Source organism: Pseudonocardia sp. ICBG162, assembly GCF_020496225.1.
Classification (GTDB): Bacteria; Actinomycetota; Actinomycetes; order Mycobacteriales; family Pseudonocardiaceae; genus Pseudonocardia; species Pseudonocardia alni.
In genome coordinates, this window is record NZ_JAHLJD010000021.1 from 96,242 (window position 1) to 118,813 (window position 22,572).

General features: G+C 66.3%; 15 protein-coding genes, 8 pseudogenes and 1 other annotated feature. Of the genes and pseudogenes, 11 read left to right on the forward strand and 12 right to left on the reverse strand.

Translation table 11 applies throughout. The features are described 5' to 3' along the window. Positions 1 to 91: 91 nt before the first annotated feature. Both KPL60_RS21450 and KPL60_RS21455 read left to right on the forward strand, forming a co-directional pair. A complete protein-coding gene (locus KPL60_RS21450; protein WP_226366988.1) occupies positions 92 to 742 on the forward strand; it encodes a hypothetical protein in 651 nt (216 codons plus the stop codon). 333 nt (positions 743 to 1,075) lie between these two features. After that, positions 1,076 to 1,681, forward strand: coding sequence for a cytochrome P450 (locus tag KPL60_RS21455; RefSeq protein WP_308016809.1), 606 nt, complete (start codon positions 1,076 to 1,078; stop codon positions 1,679 to 1,681). Here the strand turns inward: KPL60_RS21455 and KPL60_RS21460 are convergent. Next, positions 1,635 to 2,225: a TetR/AcrR family transcriptional regulator gene (locus KPL60_RS21460; RefSeq protein ID WP_226366989.1), complete on the reverse strand. Its 591-nt coding sequence runs from the start codon at positions 2,223 to 2,225 to the stop codon at positions 1,635 to 1,637. The two genes, KPL60_RS21455 and KPL60_RS21460, sit on opposite strands and share 47 nt — an antisense overlap. Positions 2,226 to 2,312: 87 nt before the next feature. On the opposite strand from KPL60_RS21460, the gene KPL60_RS21465 reads away from it, so the two are divergent. Together KPL60_RS21465 and KPL60_RS21470 are read left to right on the forward strand one after the other, a co-directional pair. Beyond that, complete coding sequence (locus tag KPL60_RS21465; RefSeq protein WP_226366990.1) at positions 2,313 to 3,335, forward strand: DMT family transporter; 1,023 nt, start codon at positions 2,313 to 2,315, stop codon at positions 3,333 to 3,335. A gap of 224 nt (positions 3,336 to 3,559) precedes the next feature. Further along, positions 3,560 to 4,570, forward strand: coding sequence for an IS481 family transposase (locus KPL60_RS21470; RefSeq protein ID WP_226365102.1), 1,011 nt, complete (start codon positions 3,560 to 3,562; stop codon positions 4,568 to 4,570). Between the two features lie 76 nt (positions 4,571 to 4,646). Here KPL60_RS21470 and KPL60_RS21475 read toward each other — a convergent pair whose 3' ends face one another. Both KPL60_RS21475 and KPL60_RS35175 read right to left on the reverse strand, forming a co-directional pair. Then, positions 4,647 to 5,366 carry an MgtC/SapB family protein gene (locus tag KPL60_RS21475; RefSeq protein ID WP_226366991.1) on the reverse strand — a complete coding sequence of 240 codons (720 nt, stop codon included), beginning with the start codon at positions 5,364 to 5,366 and terminating at the stop codon, positions 4,647 to 4,649. Between the two features lie 1,813 nt (positions 5,367 to 7,179). Further along, positions 7,180 to 8,125: pseudogene (locus tag KPL60_RS35175) on the reverse strand (IS5 family transposase). Positions 8,126 to 8,237: 112 nt separating this feature from the next. On the opposite strand from KPL60_RS35175, the gene rfbB reads away from it, so the two are divergent. Next, positions 8,238 to 9,218 (forward strand): dTDP-glucose 4,6-dehydratase, encoded by a 981-nt coding sequence (gene rfbB, locus KPL60_RS21495; protein ID WP_226366995.1) that lies wholly within the window; start codon positions 8,238 to 8,240, stop codon positions 9,216 to 9,218. 111 nt (positions 9,219 to 9,329) lie between these two features. Further along, positions 9,330 to 9,680, forward strand: a pseudogene (locus KPL60_RS35180) (VOC family protein); the annotation flags it as partial. A gap of 81 nt (positions 9,681 to 9,761) precedes the next feature. Here the strand turns inward: KPL60_RS35180 and KPL60_RS35185 are convergent. After that, positions 9,762 to 10,133 (reverse strand): annotated as a pseudogene (locus tag KPL60_RS35185) (thioesterase II family protein); the annotation flags it as partial. Between the two features lie 322 nt (positions 10,134 to 10,455). On the opposite strand from KPL60_RS35185, the gene whiA reads away from it, so the two are divergent. Together whiA and KPL60_RS21515 are read left to right on the forward strand one after the other, a co-directional pair. Further along, positions 10,456 to 11,379, forward strand: coding sequence for a DNA-binding protein WhiA (gene whiA, locus KPL60_RS35190; RefSeq protein ID WP_226366996.1), 924 nt, complete (start codon positions 10,456 to 10,458; stop codon positions 11,377 to 11,379). A 261-nt stretch (positions 11,380 to 11,640) separates the two neighbouring features. Then, a complete protein-coding gene (locus KPL60_RS21515) occupies positions 11,641 to 12,057 on the forward strand; it encodes an Lsr2 family protein (RefSeq protein WP_305080713.1) in 417 nt (138 codons plus the stop codon). 669 nt (positions 12,058 to 12,726) lie between these two features. Here the strand turns inward: KPL60_RS21515 and KPL60_RS21520 are convergent. Further along, complete coding sequence (locus KPL60_RS21520; protein WP_226367086.1) at positions 12,727 to 12,960, reverse strand: hypothetical protein; 234 nt, start codon at positions 12,958 to 12,960, stop codon at positions 12,727 to 12,729. On the opposite strand from KPL60_RS21520, the gene KPL60_RS35195 reads away from it, so the two are divergent. After that, positions 12,880 to 13,062 carry a hypothetical protein gene (locus tag KPL60_RS35195; RefSeq protein ID WP_374228735.1) on the forward strand — a complete coding sequence of 61 codons (183 nt, stop codon included), beginning with the start codon at positions 12,880 to 12,882 and terminating at the stop codon, positions 13,060 to 13,062. The genes KPL60_RS21520 and KPL60_RS35195 overlap by 81 nt on opposite strands. Here the strand turns inward: KPL60_RS35195 and KPL60_RS21530 are convergent. The 5 genes and pseudogenes from KPL60_RS21530 to KPL60_RS21550 all read right to left on the reverse strand — a co-directional run bounded on the left by KPL60_RS21530 (position 13,011) and on the right by KPL60_RS21550 (position 18,015). Next, positions 13,011 to 14,244, reverse strand: a pseudogene (locus KPL60_RS21530) (IS110 family transposase). The gene KPL60_RS35195 and the pseudogene KPL60_RS21530 sit on opposite strands and share 52 nt — an antisense overlap. Positions 14,245 to 14,427: 183 nt before the next feature. Next, positions 14,428 to 14,718 (reverse strand): annotated as a pseudogene (locus tag KPL60_RS21535) (integrase core domain-containing protein); the annotation flags it as partial. A 7-nt stretch (positions 14,719 to 14,725) separates the two neighbouring features. Further along, a complete protein-coding gene (locus tag KPL60_RS21540) occupies positions 14,726 to 16,027 on the reverse strand; it encodes an IS30 family transposase (protein WP_226367080.1) in 1,302 nt (433 codons plus the stop codon). A gap of 139 nt (positions 16,028 to 16,166) precedes the next feature. Then, positions 16,167 to 17,157, reverse strand: a pseudogene (locus KPL60_RS21545) (IS3 family transposase); the annotation flags it as partial. A gap of 60 nt (positions 17,158 to 17,217) precedes the next feature. Next, entirely contained in the window at positions 17,218 to 18,015 is a 798-nt protein-coding gene (locus tag KPL60_RS21550) for a transposase (protein WP_226366997.1), read from the reverse strand. A gap of 545 nt (positions 18,016 to 18,560) precedes the next feature. On the opposite strand from KPL60_RS21550, the pseudogene KPL60_RS21555 reads away from it, so the two are divergent. Beyond that, positions 18,561 to 19,418: pseudogene (locus KPL60_RS21555) on the forward strand (transposase family protein). Positions 19,419 to 20,007: 589 nt separating this feature from the next. Here the strand turns inward: KPL60_RS21555 and KPL60_RS21565 are convergent. Together KPL60_RS21565 and KPL60_RS21570 are read right to left on the reverse strand one after the other, a co-directional pair. Beyond that, positions 20,008 to 21,264: pseudogene (locus KPL60_RS21565) on the reverse strand (IS3 family transposase). Further along, positions 20,849 to 20,980: a sequence feature (AL1L pseudoknot), on the reverse strand. It overlaps the preceding pseudogene by 132 nt. 400 nt (positions 21,265 to 21,664) lie before the next feature. Continuing rightward, a complete protein-coding gene (locus tag KPL60_RS21570; protein ID WP_226366998.1) occupies positions 21,665 to 22,006 on the reverse strand; it encodes a hypothetical protein in 342 nt (113 codons plus the stop codon). A 328-nt stretch (positions 22,007 to 22,334) separates the two neighbouring features. Between KPL60_RS21570 and KPL60_RS21575 the strand changes: the two genes are divergently transcribed. Then, complete coding sequence (locus KPL60_RS21575) at positions 22,335 to 22,547, forward strand: hypothetical protein (protein WP_226366999.1); 213 nt, start codon at positions 22,335 to 22,337, stop codon at positions 22,545 to 22,547. Positions 22,548 to 22,572 lie beyond the last annotated feature (25 nt).

Sequence of the window (22,572 nt, forward strand, 5' to 3'; positions counted from 1 at the left end):
CGGGTGGCGAGCCGTCCCGTCGCTGGTCACAGGCGAGTGCTCCCCTCGCCCCGGCGGCCGGGTCCGATCCGCTCGTCCGAGAGGAACCACCATGAGCACGAACGACGTCGTCAAGGGCTTCCTGCTGTGGCTGCTGCGCGAGGACTCCGGACCGAGGACGTTCTCGCACCCCCGGCGCTACCTCGACACCGCGCCAGAGGTCGACGGACAGCCCGTCACCGAGGACCAATTGATCCACGCGATCGAGCGGGCCGAGTCGCACGAGATGATCAAGATCGACGGTGGGTTCGCGGGCCCGCTCGATCAGACTGTTCGGCTGCTGCCGCCGGGGCGCGAGTGTGCCGAGGAAGGCGGCGACCTCGCAGCGTTCCTCGCAGCACGGCGTGGACCGGTCGGGACGACGACCACGGTGACCGTGCACGCACGCGACGGCGTGAACGTCGTTGGCACCGGCCGGGACGTCGCGCAGGCGAACCGGATCGAGATCACGAACGACCCCGAGCGGCTGCGCATCGCGGCGGACGCGATCGACGAGGTGCTGCCGCTCTACCCCCGGGTGCAGAACCGTGCCGAGATCGAGAGCGCGGTGCAGGTTGCTCGGGAATCGGCAGACAGCGACGACGAGCCCGCACGAGCGTCGGCCGGGGCACGGCTCGTTACCGCGATCACGACGCTGGCAGGCGTCTCGACGGTCGGCCGGGTCGTGGTCGATCTGCTGACCGCGAGCGGCGTCCTCGGCTGACCGGGATCTGTAGCTCGCGCCTGGGCGAGGCGGTCCACGTGCACCGCGCGTTCGCCTACATCGCCGAACTCCGCGACCGCGAGGCCGGCCGTCAGCTCCGCGCCGCGGTGCTGCGCAAGAGCACCCAGGAACGGCCCCCGGAGTTCGAGGAGATGCTGCGGCACTCGCTGAACAACGACCCCGCCCGGTTCGCCGCTCGCAACCAGCTGATGGCATCAATCGATGACCGCAGCTTCCGAGTAGCGAACACCACGATCACCGCGATCGGCAACGCCGTGCTCCTGTTCGCCACCCACCCCGACCAGTGGGACCGTCTGCGCCGATCCAGTCCTGATCCCCGGCGCGCTCAACGAGGTACTGCGCTACGACGCCCCCGTCCAGGTGTTCGGCCGCAAGACCACACGAGACGTCGAGCTCGAGGACGGAGTCACCATCGAGGCCGGGGCCCAGGTGCTCGTGCTCTACGGCTCCGGCAACCGCGACGAGAGGCACTACGCCGACCCCGACCGGTTCGACGTCGGCCGCAACCCCACCGACCACCTGAGCTTCGGCTACGGGACCCACGCCTGCGCCGGCCAGGCACTCGCCAAACTCGAGGCCCAATCGATCATCGCTGCCCTCGCCAAGAGGATCCACCGGTTCCACATCAGAACGCCGACACGACACCTCAACAACACAGCACGCGGACTGGAGTCTGTGCCGGTGACCGCAGTCGATCTGCACGCCGCACCGCGGCAGCTCAGAGCCGGTCGACGTCGACGAGCTCACGCGCCCGGCCGCGCCGACGATCCGGACGGCCGAGTGCCGCCCTCGACGACTGGCGGCCTCGCGATCAACTCCCGCGGATGTTCCGAACCACTACCGATCCACGAAAACGCGGTACCGGGGTCTGTCAGCGCTGCGAACCGGCGAGCAGAGCCGCTGCCCGCCTCGCGGTGATCACGGCAGCGGGGTCGGCGCCGACGGAGTAGAGCACCGTAGCCCCCTCGTGCAAGGTCAACAGCTCGGAGGCGATGTCAGCGGGCCGCGGATGCCCGGCAGCGACAGCTAAATCCCGCAGGTAGTCGCGGAACCAGCTCTTGTGTTCGCGGGCGATGCGGTGAGCGGGATGGTCGGGGTCGGGCAGCTCGCCGGCGGCCCGGACGAACGCGCAGCCGCGTGGTCCATGTTCGCGCATCCAGGCGGCCATGGCGTCGAAGGTTCCCAGCAGCGGCGGGTCTAGGGGATGTCCGGCGGCCCATTCCTGCTGCCACCGGCGGTAAAGGAGATCGCGTCGATGCAGATACACCGCGACCAACATGTCCTTGGACCGGAACCGATCGTAGATCGTTTTCTTGGTGACGCCGGACACCTCGGCGATGGTGTCGACACCAACGGCATGGATTCCCCGTTCGTAGAACAGCTTGGATGCCACCTCGAGGACCCGGGTCGCCGCCGGCGTCATCCCCGAACTAAACAGATCTGTATAGTCTGAGGTAACCATACAGGTCAGTCTAGTCTGAAGGTGGTCGTCGATGGTCTCCCCGCATTCACTCCCTTACTCGGCGACCAGCGGATCGTCGGGCGCCCGGTGACCACCGTGGGACGCACCGCCCCGGGCACGGTCCGGGCGACCGCTGCACTCTCGGCCGGGTTCGTGCTCATGTGGAGTTCCGGATTCATCGGCGGCCGTCTCAGCGGGCACAACGTTCCGGTGGTCACGGTGATGCTGTGGCGCTTCGCGGTGGTCTCGCTCGTGCTGGCGGCCGCGGTGTGGTTCGTGCGATCGGTACGACGTCGACGGCCGGACGGCCCTCCACCACGGCAGCTCGAATGGCGGGAGATCAGGGCTCAGGCGGTGGTTGGGCTGCTCGGCCAGGCAGTCTTCATCTGGGCCAACGTCGGAGCAGTCGTAGCCGGCGTCGGTGCGGGCACTGCAGCATTGGTCGCGGCGCTGCAACCCATCGTCGCCGGAGCGGCGGCCGGACTGGTCCTCGGAGAGCGCGTCGGACCGCGCCAGTGGCTCGGGCTGACACTCGGCTTGCTCGGAGTCATCATCGTGGTCGGCACCGAACTGGGATCTGGCACCACGCCGGGGTGGGCCTACGCGCTACCACTCGCCGGTATGCTCGCGCTGGTCGCGGCCAGTCTCGTCGAGCGCACCACCAGCGCGGGCGGCACGCCACTGCTCGAGGCGCTGACAATCCAGAGTGCCGCAAGCGCCGCCGTGTTCGCCGCCCCCGCCCTCATCGGAGCCGAACTCCTACCTCCGCCCGGATCGCTCGGCATCTTCACTGTGGTTCTCGCCTGGTTCATCGGCTTCGGCACCGTGGGCGCCTACGGGTTCTATTGGCTGCTCCTGCGCCGTTCTGGACTGACCCGGCTGAGCAGCCTGATCTACCTGACCCCGCCGACCACCGCACTCTGGGCGTGGCTAATGTTCGGCGACCCGATCGAATCGACCCTCATAGGGGGAATGACGGTGTGTGCCGTCGCCGTCGTACTTGTGCACACCACGAGGCACTCACTGCCGACGCATCGCCCTGCCAGGCGGGCTCGATGGGTACGACTCCGGTCGCAACGCTTTGCGCGCCGGCGATCACCGACGTCGTGAGAGCCGACCGGCTCGGCCACGCCGCTGGGCTGGTTCTCCGACACCGGCTCCGGCATGGTCCGCAAGTCCGCTCAGGACGGGGTGGACAAGCGGCCAGCTAGCTGTGATGCCCAGGCACGTTGGTCGAGATCGTGTGACGACACGGTCTGATCTGTAGATGGGCGAAGGCCTCCCGGGTGTGGAGTGGAGCTGTCGAGGAACCGCTCCGCACCCAGGAGGCCTTCGTGTCCCACGCTACCCACTCCAATGCCGCGCTCACCTGTCGTGCCCGACTCCGACTCGCTCGCTTGGTCGTCGATCTAGGCTGGTCTGTGGCCCGCGCCGCCGAGCGCTACGACGTCTCGTGGCGGACTGCGAACAAGTGGGCCCAGCGCTACCGCGATGAAGGCCCGGCCGGGATGCACGACCGGTCCTCGGCCCCCCGTCACCAGCCGAACCGCACGCCGGCGCCGGTGGTCCGCAAGATCGTGCACCTGCGCTGGAAGCAGCGCCTGGGACCGGTCGAGATCGGCGACCGGCTCGACATGGCGTCCTCGACCGTGCACGCCGTGCTCGTGCGCTGTCGCATCAACCGGCTCACCCACATCGACCGGGCTACTGGCGAGCCGATCCGCCGCTACGAGCACGAGGCGCCCGGCGACTTGATCCACGTCGATGTCAAGAAGCTCGGCAAGGTCCCCGACGGAGGCGGATGGCGCTACGTCGGTCGTCGACAAGGCGAGAAGAACCGTGCGGTGACCTCGACACGAACCGGTCTGCCCAGGAGTCGGTACCACCAGCCTCTGCTGGGCACCTGCTACCTGCACACCGTCATCGACGATCACTCTCGAGTCGCCTATGTCGAAGCACACGAGGACGAGACCAAGCAGACCGCGGCCGCGGTCCTGCGTAACGCGGTCGCCTGGTTCGCCTGCCGCGGTGTCACGGTCAAACGCGTGCTCAGCGACAACGGCGGCTGCTACAAGTCTCATCTCTGGCGCGACACCTGTGCCGAGCTGGGCATCACCCCGAAAAAGACACGGCCCTACCGGCCGCAGACGAACGGGAAGATCGAGCGCTTCCACAGGACCCTGGCCGAGGGCTGGGCCTTCAAGAAGCTCTACAACTCCGAGTCAGCCCGACTCGCGGCTCTGCCAGCATGGGTCCACGACTACAACCACCACAGGCCCCACTCGGCAATCGGAAAGGCCACACCCATCACCAGGTTGAACAACCTGGCTGGGCATCACAGCTAGGCAGGAGGTCGGCGTGCGAGCCCTCGACTGTCTTTGCGAGAGGGCTCGCCCTCTCGTGGCCGCTGCTCTGGGTTCTTCATTGGTCCTCTTCATCGTCGGGGCCGTATGTGTGGACCTGCCAGCGGACGCTGCTCACGGACGGCTCCAATGACAGGCGACTTACCGCAGATTCCATCTGTTTGTCGTCGCGATGTTCGGCAGAGAGCGCTGCCCGTACTTCCACCAGCCCGTCGGAGTGGGCGTTGGTGCTCTCGACCGACTGCAGTGCGAAGTCGGTGCGCGACAGTGATTGTACGAGCAGATTCCGGACGCGCGCCTCATCGTCGTCTCGTGTTACGGCAAGGAACGTGTAGGCTACGGGAGCTTCGTCGCTTGAGGTAGGATGCCGGTCCAGTGCCCGTCCTACGGGGCGTAGCACCAGGTGGATGGTAACGATGGTGAGGGAGCCGACGACTGCCATGAGGTGGAGGCCGGCTCCGGCAAGCGAACCGACTGCGGCAGAGCACCACAGGGTGGCAGCGGTGTTCAGACCACGGACGGTCAACCCTTCGCGAAGGATGACGCCACCACCGAGGAATCCGATCCCTGACACGATCTGCGCGGCGACCCTCGTGGGATCGGCGGTCTCCCCGGTGAAACCCTGCGCTGAGAGCACCACGAACAGTGTAGCGCCGGTGGATACCAAGGCATTGGTACGCAGTCCCGCCATACGGGCTCGGAACTGGCGTTCGATACCGATTAGCGCGCCGCAGCCGACGCCCAGTCCTAGGCGTAGCAGCATCTCGATGAGCGTCACGGTGGAGATCCTTCCTCTTCCTAATTGCCGTGGATTTTCTGGGCTGCCATGATACACCCGCTGCCTGCTTACAGGGTAAGTACCTACTCAGCCGATCGACCTGCTATGGATACTCCCCGCGAGGCCTCGATTCGACCTGTATCCTTCGACTCTCTTGATGCGGATTTTACCATATCGAATGCCGGGGATCTGCTCTCGGATCTCACTCCACGCCGCCCAGCCGGGTGAGCATTCGTGGAGTCAGTAGGGTTCAGATTGCGTTCAACCGTGCGTTCTGAGACTCCCTGCTTCGAGTCCACAGGAGACGAGCACGAGAGGGGTCAGTGGAATGCTCACTTGCATTCGCGCGTTGGAGCGCAGTGGCTTGCGTTTCGTTCATGAGCTGATGAATGACTCCAAAATCGTACGGCCGACGGGGCTGCGGCCATCCGACAGCGGCGACTGCAGCCGCCTTAAACTACGTATTCGCTGTTCTGAACCTACAGAGAGTCCACCTCGTTGCCGACGCTGCCAACAGTCCCGCCCGCCATCAAAATCTGTAAGAGGATCAGAGTTCTTCCCCGAAGGTACGTTGCATCAGAAATACATCGCCGGTGGTCGCTATTGCGCCGCGCTCTGCACGAGATTCCTACAGGAAGAGCACCTCGGTCAACACCTGCGCGCGGGTGGCGGAATCCGATCCGGTCCTTCCTCGACACAGCGGCGGGCTTGACGCTCAAGTAGACGAGATCGACAGCTCCCATGTGCCGTAGACCTTTCATTAAACTCTGGACACCGATGCTCATCAAGCTCACCCTCGTCGTGATTCTACTTGCCGTCGCTGGAATTCAGAGTATCCACACGTGGCACATAGGCGGCAATAGCCTAAGTAGTGAGCGATCACACCGGATTGAGCGCCGTCAACTGTTTGGCGCGTTTCATGGTTCGGGGGCGGAGGGGCCAATCTGGATGGGGAAGTTTGAGTTATGGCTGGGCACCCGAACCGAAGTTGCCCATACTTATCTACCTGGTGTAAGTTGGGAGACAATCGAGGGGGAGAGCTATATCCTTGACCCATGGGCGAGTTGGCAGCGGGAGCGCCCGAACGACCTGCTAGTATTGAACGTGCCGATGGCCGAACGAAACGAGGACCGGGTACCCGATTCGGAGGTGGTGACTCTCTTACGGGCAGGCGCGTCAGGAAAGTTCGATCGGCACTACGTGACACTCGCTCGGAAGTTGGTAGCTAAGGGATTGGGTTCAGTAGTGATCGTCCCAGGTTGGGAGATGAACGGAGATACCTACTCTCACCGTTGTGGGCCCGACCCGCGAGCCTGGCGCGGCTACTTCCGTAGTGTAGTGGCAGCAATGCGTTCAGTGCCTGGTCAGAACTTCCGTTTCGATTTCACAGTCAGTCGCGGGAATGACAACGTTAATTGGCCGGAGTGTTATCCTGGAGACGATGTCGTCGACATCATCGGTATGGACAGTTACGATCAAGCGCCCGGTGAGTCGTTCGTCGCTTACGTTGAGCAGCCGCTGGGGCTGCGCGCACATATAAACTTCGCACGCGCTCACGGTAAGCCTGTATCGTATCCTGAATGGGGACTATGGCGCCGTGGCGACAACCCACAGTTTGTTCGCGAGATGGTATACTGGATACGTCGACAGGACGCAGTCTATAGCACGCTCACTGACTATTGCCCGCACGGAGTATTTCAGTGCCCCGATAATCCGCAATCCGCGGGTGCTATCCGTGAGCTGTTTGGATAGGTGTGGGCGGTGATCGTCTCTGTCAGTTTCAGGGCGATTCGGTTGCCGTAGAACAATTACCTTACCTGACAGCGTGTTTGGGAAGGTCAAATTGAGGGTGTGAAGATGTGCTTCTGCTGGCGTCGGGTGGGTTCGCCGCGGGCGATGCGGCGGGTGATGGTGTTGATCGCGGCCCAGCGGATCATGGCCTCGGAGATGGCGGGGTGGCGTTCGTAGTCCCGGGCCAGTCGCCGGTGGGCGGTCAGCCAGGCCAGGGTCCGCTCGACCACCCATCGCCGCGGGAGGACGGCGAATCCACGCTGCTCAGGCGACTTACGCACGACCTCGACCGTCGTCTGCAGGATCGTGGTCGCCCAGTCGAGCAGGCGCCCGGCGAACCCGGCGTCGGCGTAGACGAACCGGACTCGGGTACGCAGATACAGGTCGAGCAGGATCGACTTGGCCGCCGTCGCGGTCCTGCCACCGATGCCGAGCACACCATCGAGGTCAGCAACAGGGGGCGAGGGTGTCGGTGACGATGAACCGTTCCCGGCCGTTGATCTTCTTCCCGGCGTCGGAGCTGCGCATGTCTCGTCCGACGGTGTCGGCGCCCTTCACCGACTGGGAGTCGATGATGCCCGCGCTGGGCTCAGGGTCGCGGCCTTCGTCGGCGCGTAGCTGGCGGCGCACGATCGGGAGGATCTGTTCGGTGACTTTCTGCTGTTCCATCGGTTGAAGTACCAGTACACCGTCTGTCACGGCGGGAAGTCCGCTGGTAGAGCCCGTCACGCGCACCCGGCGTGCACGACGTAGAGGATCGCATCGACCAGGTCACGACGTGGGTGCTTCTCTGGCCGTTCACCCGACTCCGACGCAGGGAGCAGCGGCTCGGTCAGCGCCCACTGGGCATCGCTGGTGTCCGAGGGATACCGCCGCTTACGCCGAACCACCCGTCCACCATGGACCACAGTCCGGCCAGGCGCAGCGCTGACACGCCGACAACTTCTGAAACGACGTCTTAGTAGCAAGATCAAGTGCTGCGACCGGCTGAACTCGCCGGCACCTGGGTCGCTGACCTCACCATCGGCGAGGTCATCTGGTTCGAGGTCGTCTGGTTGAGCGACTGCTAAGGTCCTCTACGTGCGGATTCTCGTTACCGGTGGTGCCGGGTTCATCGGCTCGAACTTCGTCCGGGCCGTCCTCGCCGACCGCTTCGCGGCGCTCGCCGGAGCCGAGGTCGTGGTCCTCGACCTGCTCACCTACGCGGGCACCCTCGCCAACCTGACCGAGGTGCGCGACTCGCCGCGCCTGCGGGTGGTGCCGGGTGACATCCGCGACGCCGGGACCGTCGCCGCGGCGATGAGCGGCGTCGACGTGGTGGTCCACTGCGCGGCCGAGTCGCACGTGGACCGGTCGATCGAGGGAGCCTCCGAGTTCGTCTCGACCAACGTCGTCGGGACCCAGGTGCTGCTCCAGACCGCGCTGGAGGTTCGCGTCGAGCGGTTCGTGCACGTCTCCACCGACGAGGTGTGCGGGTCGGTGGAGACGGGTGCGTCGGTCGAGACCGACCCGCTCGAGCCGAACTCGCCGTACTCGGCGTCGAAGGCCGCCTCGGACCTGTTGGCCCTGGCCTACCACCGGACGCACGGGCTGCCGGTCTGCGTCACCCGCTGCTCGAACAACTACGGGCCGCACCAGTACCCGGAGAAGCTCGTTCCGCTGTTCGTCTCCCACCTCCTCGACGGTCGCCCGGTGCCGCTCTACGGGGACGGCCGCAACGTGCGCGACTGGCTCCACGTCGACGACCACTGCCGGGCCATCGCCATGGTGGCGGTCGGTGGCCGCTCCGGGGAGGTCTACAACATCGGCGGCGGGACCGAGCTCAGCAACATCGAGCTCACACGCCGGCTGCTCGGACTGGTGGGTGTGTCGGAGGCGATGGTGGAACGGGTCGCCGACCGCAAGGGGCACGACCGCCGCTACTGCGTCGACTGGTCGAAGATCCGTGCCGAGTTCGGGTACCGGCCGCAGGTCGAGTTCGACGACGGGCTGCGGCGCACCGTCGAGTGGTACAGGCGCAACCGCGTCTGGTGGACGTCGACGAGCCCGGTCGCGGCCTGAGCGTGCGTCGGGAGCCGTACACGGTCCGGTGTCGAGATCGCCCGTACGGGACGCCACGGACATGTCGGTCGTCGCTATGATCGCCAGGTCTTCTGGGCGACGGGGAGAGTCATGCGGCCAGCCAGTGTGTACCCGGTCCTGTGCACGGACCGGATCGAACAGTCGAGGGACTTCTACGTCGACCGCCTGGGTTTCGAGACGACGTTCGAGGCCGACTGGTACGTCAGTCTCCGATCGCCCGGCTCCCGCCCGTTCGAGCTCGCGCTGATCGCCCACGACCACCCCACGCTGCCCAGCGCCTACCGCAGGCCGGTCCAGGGGCTCCTGGTGAACATCGAGGTCGACGACGTCGACGCCGAGTGGAAGCGAGTCGTCGTCGACGGTGGGATGACGCCGGAGCTGGAGCTGCGGGACGAGCCGTTCGGGCAGCGGCACTTCATCGTCGCCGATCCGAACGGCGTCCTCGTCGAGGTCATCCCCCACGTGGCGGACCAGGTCGTCGCTCAGCCGGTGCGAGTAGGGCGGCCGGCTGGGGAAGCACGGTGGCTGGCGCGCCGAGACGGCGACGAGCCGCGGTGGCATCCCGCGTCGTTCGAGCGCGCGGGTCAGCTCGTAGGCGAGCACGCTCCCGAAGCTGTGTCCGAGCACGACCGTCGGCAGCGGGTCGCGACCGGCGACCTCGTCCGCCAGCTGCGCCACGATGGGCCCGGTCCGGCGCAGCGGTGTCTCGGTCGAGCGTGTCCCGCGGCCCGGCAGGTGGGCGGCGAGGAGCTCCACGTCGGCCGGGAGGAGGCCGATCCACGACCGGAACGCCGACGGCCACCCGCCTGCGTGCGGCAGGACCACGATCCGACTGAGGGAGAGAGAGGGGGGGCAGTGTATTCGAGGCGTACCCTGTCTGGATCGGGCAGGCATTCGATATGCCTATCAGCGTGTCGGAGATCGAGAAAGCGCAACGGTACCGGGTCGCGGCCGAGTAGATCGTGGGTAGCCTAGCTGAAGCTAATAGACGTACAGACCAGCTATTCGACACTGGCGAGGTCGACACCATCAGCATCCTGGCTGTCGACGAGCTGGTCATTGACCTTGAATCCGGGATCGACCTTGAATAATTTTGAGAGAGCCGTGGGCCAGCTGGCAAGCTATTCAGACGGAGTATTCGATCTGAGAATGCGCCCGCTGGGTTTCAAACGTTGGCAAGCATTAGGAGGCAGAGGTAGTGTCTGATTCTAGACACATGACGAAAGAGCTGTGCCACGAGCTCGGCGCAATCCGGGAGAGGTGTTCAGTAGTTCGATGGGCGAGTGTCGTGACGCAGCTGCGGCTGGCCGGCGAGGTGTCGGTGAGAAACGGAGAATCCCTCCTCCGAGCCGAGTTCAGGGCACTTGATACTGCGATACGATGGAGAGACGATGTTACTCGGTTCTTTAGCGAGAGCAGATTGTGGTCCGATGTCACAGCTGTGCGTGGCAGTGTCGATCGTTACTCGGTGCAGATCCGGTCTCGAGGGGTAGACCTGGCCCGAGGCACTGGACTGTTGGACCGACTGACTCACCCGATCTCCAGCTTACCAACGAGGCTCCTCACGGCCGGGCCAGTTGGCGCAGCAGGAGTATGGCGGGGGGCGCTACTCGCCAGCGGTGACCTCGGAAAGCTTGCCGGTCGAATCCGACTTGGCGTCGTCTGTCCCAGCACCGCGACGGCGATGGCCCTGGTCGGCACAGCTCGCGATCTCGGAGCGCTCGCAACATCGCAGGAAACCATCAGAATGCATCGAGTTGTAGTACGTGATCCCGATAGCGTCAATTCACTGTTGCTCGGGGTTGGGGCATTCAGAACCGCTGAGAAGTTGAGCCACTACGAGGCCACTTCGTGGGTTCGTGTCGCTGCGCGTCAGAACCTGACGGCGCTGAACGCTCGTCGTGTCGCGGAGGCTTCCGACCGTGCCACACCGCGAGCCCACTGGGCGCTAGAGACTCTTGGGAAACAGGTGCCAGACAACCTATACGAGGCAGGGGCGCTCCGGATGAAGCACCCATCCCTGCCTCTGAGCGAGCTGAGCCGACTCGCTACCCCGCCGCTTACCAAGGACGCCCTAGCAGGACGGCTCCGCCGACTGATCCAACTCGCAGAGAAGCAGCATCGTGAGTTCAAAAACTGAGCGCCTGGAACACACCTTTTGGATCGCAGACTACCGCGAGGGCGCCCCCTGAGGTTCGGATCAACGATCTGCGCATATAGGAGACATTCTCTCATCTGGCGCACCTTCTTAAATCCCAACTCATAAAGGTCTGAAAGTTGTCACTCCAATCCACGAACTTGGCTCATCTCGCCTAAATATTGCGTGGCTCCTGGACCGCATGCTGTTAAGCTATAGTCTACTCAGGCTACGCTAGACCCCAAGTAGATCAAGAGGTGGATTATGGCTCGTATCGAGCGAACTACTTTGGTTGATGATTTCGATGGCAGTAGTGCTGACGAGACCATCGAGTTCATGATAGATAGTATCTTCTACGAGATCGATCTCAGCCAAGCTCATGCCGCCGCCTTTCGTGGTGCACTCGCATCGCACATCGCGGCCGCTCGGCGCGTTCTCGACATCGATCGGGGTCGTCGAGTCCGATCGGCCGCAGACTCGGTGATGACGGCCGAACGACGTCAGCGCAATAGCGCGATTCGTTCCTGGGCTCGTGAACGTGGATACCGAGTCGCCACCCGAGGTCGTATCCCCACGGAGATTGTCAAAGCATATGCGGATTGCGTAAATCCAGATCCGAATCCTATCCTTGCGTCCAACCCCTCGCTATTGCCTTCAGCTCCGCGCCCTAAAGAGGCTTAATACGCGTGCTTTCGTTGATTCTACGGCACCAAAGAATACGAGGTTAGATATGTTGTCACGATTTACCCGGTACGAGACGCGGGAAAGGGTCGCCCTGTTCGTGGCTGTGATTCGCTATTAGAGCAAGGCATAGTATCGGTCACTACTTGTCCCTCTTCGACGTCGTCGAGTTCGTCCACGCTCGGCAACGAACGCTAGGCACATCGAAGTACAGTGGGGTTGGCCAGGGCTCCCCGTGCTTCATCACCGCGCCGGTGCGGCAGCGACGACGGCGTAGATCTGGCTCGCGGCACAGATACCGATGCCGACGGTGTGCTCGGACCGAGATTCACTGAACTGACAGTGCCGGCCAGCCCCAGACCGGCTGCATTTAAGTGGCTCTTCCGAATCTGAAGCGTAGCTGAGGGCGTGATCGGCCGGGGAGGTGATGCCGTGTCGCTGCGGTGAAGCCGGCCCCGAGAAGTTGATGATGAAGGTTCCTACGCCAACCATCAGCAACGAGCCCGGGGACTCGATCTCGCAGCTACAGCCCAGGGCCTCGGCAAAGCCGCGGTGAGCGGGTGCTGAGCTGCGGTGACACGCGGCTACGGAGGCGAGTGCAGGCACGGCCCCGACGTGATCAGCAAGGTGTCGAAGCCTTGATCATCGCCAGGAAGCCGCGCCACGTTGTCATCCTCCCCGATGGTTGCTGCCCTGATCCAGCCGGACCCGCACCTCGATGAGGTGATGGCCGATGTTGGTGTCGACCGAGTGGCGCTGTCGCTGCTCGTTGCCTTGGCCGAGGTCCCCGACCCCCGCTGCGCGCGTGGGGTGCGCCATGGAGTGCTCGCGGTACTGCTGGTCAGCGCGTGCGCGGTCCTGTCCGGTGCGCGCTCGTTCGTCGTAATCGCCGAGTATGCCCACGACACCGGAGCCGTCGACGGGCGCTCCGGGGGGGTGTCTCTATGGGTTCGTCAAGCGGCTGCGAGTCCGGGATCGGGTTCGCGGACCGCTGGCCGGCTGTAGGGGCGTCGGTCGCGGAGCATGGCGAACAGGACGTCGGTGCGGCGGCGGGCCAGGCAGATCAGGGCGGCGTTGTGGCGTTTGCCTTGGGCTCGTTTGCGGTGTAGTAGGTGCGGCTGGCGGGGTCGGCCAGGGCGGCGAACGCGGAGAGGAACAACGCCGATTTCAGGGCGTGGTTGCCGCGTTGGGAGCGGGTCTCGCCCTTGATCGAGGATCCCGGAACGGCGAGTGCCCGGGGCCAGGCCGGCGTAGGCGGCCAGGTGCCCGGCGGTGGGGAACGCGGAGCCGTCGCCGACGATGGTGAGGATCTTGATGGCGGTCCTGACTCCGAGTCCGGGCATCGAGGTCAGGACCGGTCCAAGAGGGTGGGGCCTCCAGGCGGGCCTCGAGATCAGCAGCCAGCGCGTCGCGTTCGACGTGGACCTCACGCAGCTGCGCGGCGACTCCGGTGATGACGCGGGCGAACGCCGCGGCGCCGGGGACGACGAGTGTCTGAACGTCGAGTGTGGCCAGGATCTGGGTGGGCAGGGTGCGGGCCAGACGCGGCGATCGAGGCTGCATGATGTGGGCGATTCCGTCGGCGCCGAGCTCGCGCAGTGCGGCCGGGGTCGGCGCGGCGGTGAGCAGGTCGAGCACTCCGCCGCGTTCCAGCCGGGGCCCGAGTAGGCGTTCCAGCCCCGGATGGACGTGCAGCAGCGCGTCGGGTAGCCGGTTGGTCAGCTGGGTGGACTGTCCGGCCAGGTCGTCGTCGTAGCCGGCGAGCACGGACAGCTCGGCGAGGGTCTCGTCGTCGGTGCCGACCCGGCGCAGGGTGTGGGGCATCGTTCGGGCGGCTTCGGCGATGACGTGTGCGTCGCGGGCGTCGGTCTTGGCCTGGCCTGGGTGCAGGTCGGCGATCCGACGCATCGCCAAGCCGGGCAGATAAGCCACCGCGATCTTGAGATCGCGGGCGACCGCGATCGCCAGAGCGCCGATCGAGGCCGGCTGATCGACCACCACCAGCACCGGGCCGTGTTCGGTCAGCCCGGTGAATACCGTCCGCAGAGCGGCCTCGTCGTTGGGAAGCGCCTTGTCATGCACCCGCTTACCGCTGGTGTCGACCGCGCAGGCGTGATGTTCGGACTTGCCGACATCGAGCCCGCAGAACACCGCGAACCCGGTTGGGTTGGGGTCAGGATCGGACAATGGCCGCTCCCCTCTCGTCGGGGCAGGCCGACCATGAGCACCCGCGCTGGCAGCCACGTTACGAGCAGACCGAAGTGCGGTCAGGTCTCTATCAGCGGTCGTTGGCGCCCTCCGGCCGCGGCGACAACACCCCCCAGATCATCGAACGACGGGCTTGACCCCGGATAGTGGACACGAGGTGGATTACGCGGCAGTCAGGACCGTAGCCGCGTAGGCGCTCTCGTAGGTGTTCGGGGTCTGGTGGCCGCAGAAGCTGTGCCGGCGGCGGGTGTTGTAGCGGGTCAGCCAGCGGAACAACTGACGGCGGCAGGAGACTTCGTCGGGCCAGGAGTTGTTGTCCTGCAGCACTTCCCGCTTCACTGTGGCGTTGAACGACTCGGCCAGGGCGTTGTCCGCGGAGGACCCGACCGCGCCCATCGACCGAACGACCCCGAGACGGTCGCAGAGCTCGGCGTAGGCGCGGCTGGTGTAGACCCTGGGTTCAACCGGTCGTTGCAACACCGGGTTGTTGGAGTGAGCGTAGCTGTTCCTCGAACACCTCGGCGGGAGTCTTCCAGTCGAGCCTCTTTCGGGGCCTGTTGTTGAGCGTGAGAGCGACGGCTTCGAGGTCCTCGGCGGACCAGCGCGAGAGGTCCGTGCCCTTCGGGAAGTACTGTCGAAGAAGCCCGTTGGTGTTCTCGTTCGTCGGCCGCTGCCAGGGTGAGTGAGGGTCGGCGAAGAACACCTTCGTGCCCGTCTCGAGCGCGAACTGGGCGTGTCCGGAGAGCTCTTTGCCGCGATCCCAGGTGAGCGTCTTGCGGAGCTGTCTGGGCAGCGTCGTCATCGACACGGTCAGGGCGGCGTTCATCGCTGCGGCGCCGTATCCGCCCAGCGCGGGACCGTTCTTGACCGGCGGGATCTCACCCCAGCCCTCCAGCCGCGGCAAGTGCACCAGCAGGGTCGAGCGGCTCTTGCGTCCAACGATCGTGCCGATCGCGGAGCGACCGGTGCCGATGATCAAGTCACCCTCCCAGTGCCCGGGAACGGCACGGTCCGCCGCCTCGGCGGGGCGCTTCGAAAATACGACATCGTCGGTGACGTGGCCGTGCGGGCGATTCTGTGCTCGAGCCCGCGGCTGCCGAAGTGCACGGCCTGTTCGCAGGCAGGCGACGAGTTCGCGTTTGAGCGCGCCACGGCCCTGGATGAACAGCGACTGGTAGATCGCTTCGTGGCTGATGCGCATGGACTCATCATCCGGGAAATCGACCTTCAAACGGTGCGAAACCTGCTCCGGGCTCCACGCGGTCGCCCACCGTCGATCCTGCCGATGCGGCTTGTTCAGGCCCTTCCATGCCGGCGGCTGCGGGCCGACGACGACGCTGCCATCTGGCCGGCGCACGCTACCGGCGAGCCGCTGCTGCACGTACTCCCGCAGCCTCTCGTTGATCACGAGCTTCGCGGTCTTCGGTCGTTTCGCCGCCTGCTGGGCCTTCCACTGCGCCACCAGCGCTCGGTACTCCGGCTTCCCTCCCCGTGTGGCCGCGTTGCGGCGTAGCTCGCGAGAAACGGTCCCTGGATCACGCCTGATCGCCCGGCCGATCTCGCGCACTCCCTTGTTCTTGGCGTGCAGAATCGCGATCTCCTCGCGTTCCTCAAAGGACAAGTAGCGGCTGCTGGGCTCGGCCAGCGAGACGGACACGCCCACTTTCAGCGCCGCCTCGGCTGAGGTGATGCCCGTTGCGATCTGCCGCCAAAACTCCCGTTGCACCGCACGGGAGGGCTCAGGCCGCCCGGGCGAGCGCATCGGCGGTCGCAGGGCCCGATCAGCACGCCACTGCCGGCGAAGCCCCTCGGGCGCATCGCTGGTCCTCTTGCTCCAGTCGTCCGTCGCCACCCTGGACTCCTTCGGGATCAGGGTGTTGCGACGACCGGTTGAATCCGCCGACCGAGCCGTGGTCGGAGTGGAAGATCGCCCCGGCCAGGCTCCCGTGGGTCGCGGCGGCCCGTGCAGGGCGTCGGCGACGAGTTCGGTGCGCATGTGGTCGGCGATGGCCCATCCCGCGAGGCGGCGGGAGTGGCAGTCGATGACGGTGGCCAGGTAGAGGTTCTCGCCCGAGGTCAGGGGCAGGTAGGTGATGTCGCCGACGTAGACCCGGTTCGGCGCGTCGGCGGTGAAGTCGCGGCCGAGCAGGTCGGGCACGGCCGTGTCCGACGGTTCGGGGATCGTGGTGCGCACCCGCCGGCGTCGCCGGTAGCCGTGGATGCCGTGCTCGGCCATGACCCGGGCGACCCGTTTGTGGTTGACCCGCTCGGTTCCGGGCTAGTCGTTGAGCTCGGCGGTGATCCGCGGCCGCCCGCGCGTGCGGTCGTCGTCGTGCACGACCCGGATCCGGGCGGCCAGTGCGGCGTCCGCGGCGGCGCGGGCGGCCCGCCCGGGTGCCGCGGCGAGCCAGGCGTAGAAGGAGGACCGTCGCACGTCGAGCAGTGCGCACAACCGCTTCACCGTCCAGCCCGGACGTGGGCTGGGGGGCGTGTCGTGGTGGTCGGCGACGAACTGGAAGCGGGTCACCAGTTCGTCTCGCCGGCGAAATACTTGGCCGCCTGGCCCAGGATCTCGCGTTCGGTCTCGAGCTTGGTCTTCTCCGCCCGTAGGGCCTTGTTCTCCGCTTCGAGGCGGGTCAGGCGCTGCTCGGGTGTCTCATCCGTAGCCGGAGCCGCGCCGGGCTTCTCGCGCGGCGGACGGGCCGATCGCGGGCTGCGGGTGCAGGTGCCGTCGGGGGCGGTGCCGGTGCCGAGGTTATCCAGCCACAAGGCGAGGGTGGTGCGCTCGACGCCCAGGTCAGCGGCGATTCCCCTGACCGTCGTACCGGGTGTGGACTCGTACAGGTCGACGGCCTGCCGACGGAACTCGTCGGAGTAGTTCTTGCGGGCCATGGTCAGACATCATCTCGCTTCCCCCGACCGTGCGGGGATCAGCGTGTCCAAGGATCGGGGTCAAGGCCCGCGGCCGCCGTACGGTGGGGTCGCCGGCTCGGCGTCTGCCGGGTAGGCGCTGGTGGTGGCTTTGACCGCCACCACGTAGGAGGAGCCACGGTCTTCGAGTCCGAGCCGGAACTCGGTAGCGTCGCCGTAACCGGCGCCGGCGACCACCGGCAGCGGGGCCAACCCCCAACCACCGGCTGGCTCGCCGTTGATCTCCTGTGGGCCGGTGATCTCGTCGAGCATGTCCAGGGCCTGGCGCCACTTCTCCTCGTGTCGCACGTGCTCGGGGATGCGGCTGCGTGCCCGTCGAGCCCGGATCTGTGCGCGGGTCTCGGGATCGTCGGCGTGCCCGGTGTTGTGCTCGGCGGCGGTGTCGTTCCACGAGGTCGGCAGGAACAGTCGCCAGTCGATCGCCGCCGAGGCCCAGTCGGTGACCGCGTGCACGCTGACCCCGATCTGGCAGTCGGAGACCTTGCCCAGCGACCCGGAGTACATCCGGGCCACCCCGGGCGAGTCGAGGCCGTCCTTGGGGAAACCGGTGTCGTCGACGACGTAGGCACGTGGGTCGATGAACTCGGCCGCCCACCCCGCCAGTCGACCCCGCACCTGCGCGTAGTCCCAGGTCGAGGACGTCACGAACTGCTGCGGCGGCTGATGGTCGATCCCGAGCCGGGCCGCCATCGGCTGCATCGATTTGCGCTTGCCCTCCAGCAACAACCTGCGCAGATACAGCTCACCCTTGGCCCGCTGATCCGACCGGGCCAGCCCGCCCGGCATCTCGGCCGCGAACGCCACCAGCTGCGGCCGCACCTGTGTCATCTCCTCCGGAGTCACAACCCGAAGAAGATCACGAACAACGCTCGATCAGCGGGAACAACACACCTAACAAAGTACTACTAGAGACAGAACAGCTACGTAACCTACACAGGATCTGAACGTCAGGTAGAGTACAGGCGGGGGAGCCCCAGACGTTGGGTCACGATTGAGACGCCCCCGCCACGTAACAGGATGCACGGTCTGAGCCCTATCCCCCGAGAGAGCTCCACCCCCCAAGGTCCGTGCCCTGCATCACCTTCCGGTGATCTCAGAGGTGCCCGTGCAGCCACGCGACGACCCAGGCATCTCTGTACCCAAGAGTAGTCAGAGATGCCCGAGTGTCACGAGGGCACGTTAGTGTTTCCGGGCACATGGCGCATCAGATCCCTGTCCACGTTGAGCCTTTGCCAACCTGCTGAACAGGCAGGTCAGTGAGGTGTTCTCAGTAGGGCGGTGACAGGTCGTGGCGACACACCGAGGGCGGTGAAATGACCGGAGACTGGACAGGACCCCGGTAGATCAGGTCGGTCCGACCAAAGATCGACTCCGCTACCGAGGTCCTGCGTGCCCGATCCTGTCACCTACACCGGTGTGCTCCCGATCGGGGTATCCACCGTGCGCTATCTGGCCCGGCTCCTGGCCGGCGAACGCGCCCGCCGCGGCACCCGAGCCGGCCGCCGGGCTCTGGATCCGCTCGGTCAGGCGGTGCTGGTTCTGCGATGGTTCCTCGACGCGAACCGGGTGGTAGGCCTGGCAGCCGACAACGAGGTCAGCACTGCGACCGCCTACCGCTACCTGCACGAAGGCATCGACGTCCTCGCCTCAGCCGCGCCCGGTCTCCACGGCGACCTGCTGTCGACGGCGCCCTGCTCGCCGCCCGCGCAGCCGGCCACACCCATGTGAGTCTCGACGCCACCCTGATCGCCACCGACCGGTGCCGCGCGCTCGGACCCACCGCCGGGGTGGACCTGTGGTGGTCGGGCAAACACCACCGCCACGGCGGCAACATCCAGGTCGTCACCGCACCCGACGGATGGCCGTTGTGGACCTCTCAGGTGCGACCAGGCCGCGAGCATGACACCCACCCCGGCCTGCTCGACACCCTGGCCGCGTTCACCGACGACACCCACGCCGCGCTGGGTGACCTCGGCTACGAAGGCGAGGCCGACCGCCTCACCGTGCCGATCAAAGCCGTCCACGGCGGCGGGCGAACGGTCGACCAACGCACCGTCAACAGCCTGCACTCGGCCGTCCGTGCTCTGGCCGAACGAGGAAACGCCCTGCTCAAGACCAGCTTCGCGGCGTTAAGGCGAGTCACGCTGTGTCCCTGGCGGATCGGCGCGATCACCGCTGCCGCGCTCGTGCTGCTCCACATCGAACACAACCGCACGACATGATCACCGCGCTACTGAGAACACCTCACTGCACGCCAGCGGTTCTGGGCGGCCTCGATGAGTTTGAACGCCATCGCCAGCCCAGCCGCCCAGGAGCCGGGCCCGTGAGTGATCTTCGTGCCGTGCCGCACGGTCGCGAACGTGGACGGGTCTGTAACAGGAACGGTGGTTCCGGCGTTATTGGTCAGTAGTGCTCGGCGGACGGCCAGCGGTCACCGAACGTGATCGCGAAGGCGTTGATCACCGGCTTCCAACCACCCGGCCGCGGGTCGGGCGACCGGGAGCGCGACCGCGCAGTCTGCTGACGGCAACGGTCTCCCTGGTAGGGGCCACCAAGGTAACCACGATGCGAAGTGCTGTCGACAGGGCCTCATGGGCAATGTGGTTTCTATCGCCGGACGGTTCATAGGCGGCATCTGCTTCGAGGCCCGCCGGTGGTGGTTCAAGGACCGGCTCGGACTCCACTAGGTTGCGAACCTGCTCGACCCCGAACCGGGATGGGCCGGCCGACCCACGGAGCGCGACTGGAACCGTGGGTCGGCCGGTTGCGGTGCTGGACGGTTGCTGAGCCTTGGGCTGAACCGCCCCGGGTTCAGTGGAGGCTGGGTTCTGCCCGTTCAGCATGCTGCTGCGGGGCGTGATTGCGGTAGTAGGTGGCTTCGGCTTCGGTCGGTGTGATCATCCCGAGTTGGCCGTGCAGGCGCCGATGGTTGAACCAGTCGATGTACTCAAGGGTGGCGATCTCGAGGTCGTCCACGCCGCGCCACGGGCCCCGCGGACGGATCAACTCGGTCTTGAACAGGCCGTTGAAACTCTCCGCCAGAGCATTGTCGTAGGAGTCCCCGCGACTACCGACCGACCCGACCGCGCCTGCCTCGGCGAGGCGTTCGGTGTAGCGGATCGCCAGATATTGCACCCCGCGATCGGAGTGGTGCACCAGCCCCGAGATGTCGGCCTGTTGCAGCTCACGACGCCACAACGCCATCTCCAGAGCGTCGAGGGCCAGGTCGGTGCGCAGATGCCGGGCCAGTTGCCAGCCGACCACCATCCGGGAATACACATCGACGACGAACGCGGCATAGACCCAGCCCGAGAACGTGCGCAGGTAGGTCAGATCCGCCACCCACAACCGGTTGGGCCCTGGCGCCCGGAACCGGCGTTCAACCAGATCCGCCGGCCGCTGCGCGCCGTGCTCGACAACCGTGGTGCGCACCGTGCGGCCCCGGACCGCACCGCGAATCCCGAGCTCACGCATCAGGCGCTCGACGGTGCAGCGCGCCACCCGGGTGCCTTCCCGGTTGAGCGCGGCCCAGATCTTGTCCGCCCCATAGACCCGGTAGTTCTCGGCGAACACCCGCCCGATCTCAACCTTGAGGACCTCATCGCGGCGCGCCCGCAACGAGAGCGGACGGGTCTTGGCCGCGTAGTAGCTGCGGGGCGATCGGCACGCCGGCCGCGGCCAGCACTGTGCAGATCGGCTCGACCCCGAACCGGTCGCGATGGGTGTCGATGTAGTCGATCACTTGCTGCCGCTGGGGCGGTCGAGCTCCGCCGCGAAGAAAGCCGACGCCGTGCGGAGAATCGCGTTCGCCCGCCGCAGCTCAGCGTTCTCCTTCTCCAGAGCCCGGATCCGGTCCCGCTCCGAGGTCGACGTCCCCGCCCGCACGCCCTGATCGATCTGGACTTGTTTGACCCAGCCCCGCAACGTGTCCCGATTGATCCCCAGCTGCTCCCCGACCCGGGTGCACGCCGCGGTCACGTTCACCTGCTCCTCGCCCTCGACCAGGTCCAGGACCAACCGGACCGACCGCTCCCGAATCTCATCGGGGTACTTCTTCGGCGCTGGCATGACTCCAACCCTTCCGTGGGTTCAGAGCCTCCATCAAGACCGGGGCGGTTCAGGCCATCGGGCCCCGGGTCGGGCCAGCGCCTCCGGGCGTGGTCGCCGCTGTCGTCGCGGATCATGCCGCCGCCGAAGTCGGTGGCGCTCGTCTCCACGTCGACCCCGCCAGAGGGAACAGGCATACCAGCGCGGTGGCGCGCAGCAGAGATGACCAACCCCGCCGGCTGGCTCCGCGAGCAACCCCCACGGCATGCCAGCCAGCACTAGATTCGATCGCCATGATGGTCCAGGAACACCACCACCAGATCCACCCAAGGTACGGCTCCCGGAGCAGCTCGCCGGCGGGCTGAGCGTTCACAAGCCCAGCCGGGTTACGGCGTTGCCGACGAGGGGGGCGTGGTCGCGGTCATAGGGCCGGCAGTTCCTCGGCCGACACCTGAGATGATGAGTACGGGCGACCGATCACGCCGCATCCGGTAGCTGCTGTCGGTAGGTCGCCGTCATCGAGGCCCGTGGCAACGGCTGTCGATGACGGCGGCTGGCAGCAGCCTAGCCGCGAGAATGCGCGAGGATCCTCCACGGCTCCAGCCTCGCCGACGCCGCCTACCAAGGCTCCGCGCCCGCCGTCGCAGTCCCGCAGCGACGGCGTTGCACGGGGCCCCGACACCGGCCGGTACCGGAGGCCGCCGAGGTTCCAGAGCACCGCCGACGAGCTTATCGCCGCAGTCCAGAGCTTCATGATCGCCATCGCATGATCGGAGATCCAAGACCAACCAGACCGGTGACCAGGCAGAACTCATCGGCCTACCCCGCGCCGAGCGCCCCGACTACTGCCCGCTCACCGCCCTGGAGGCCTGGCTCGACGTCGCCGTCATCACCACCGGCCCGATCCTGCGCAAGGTCTCCACCGGCAACCGCGCCCGCGACCAACCCCTGCACCCCGAGTCGATCAACAACCTCGTCCAGGCCGCCACTACCCGCGCCGGGCTACCCGGCGGCCCCTACGACACACAGGCCGACTCCGGCCGTTCCCACCGAGCGGGCCGACCACCGGTGGGGTCGCGGTCCCGATCGCGATGCCGTCGGGCCCGGCCTCGCTGGATCCCGTCCGGCCGTTCGGTGCCGACCTCCACGCGGCGTGGTGGAAGCCGCCGGTGCTCCTCGTCGTGCTGTCCGCTGGTCCTTCTGGGGTGCAGGTGGCCCGCCGGGCGCTGGGGGCGCGGCGGTGCCACCAGCCGTTCGGCTGCGACCGGGTGTGGCGGCTCGTGACCGGTGGCGGGCCCCTGTGATTGTTCACCAACTTGTCAATACAGG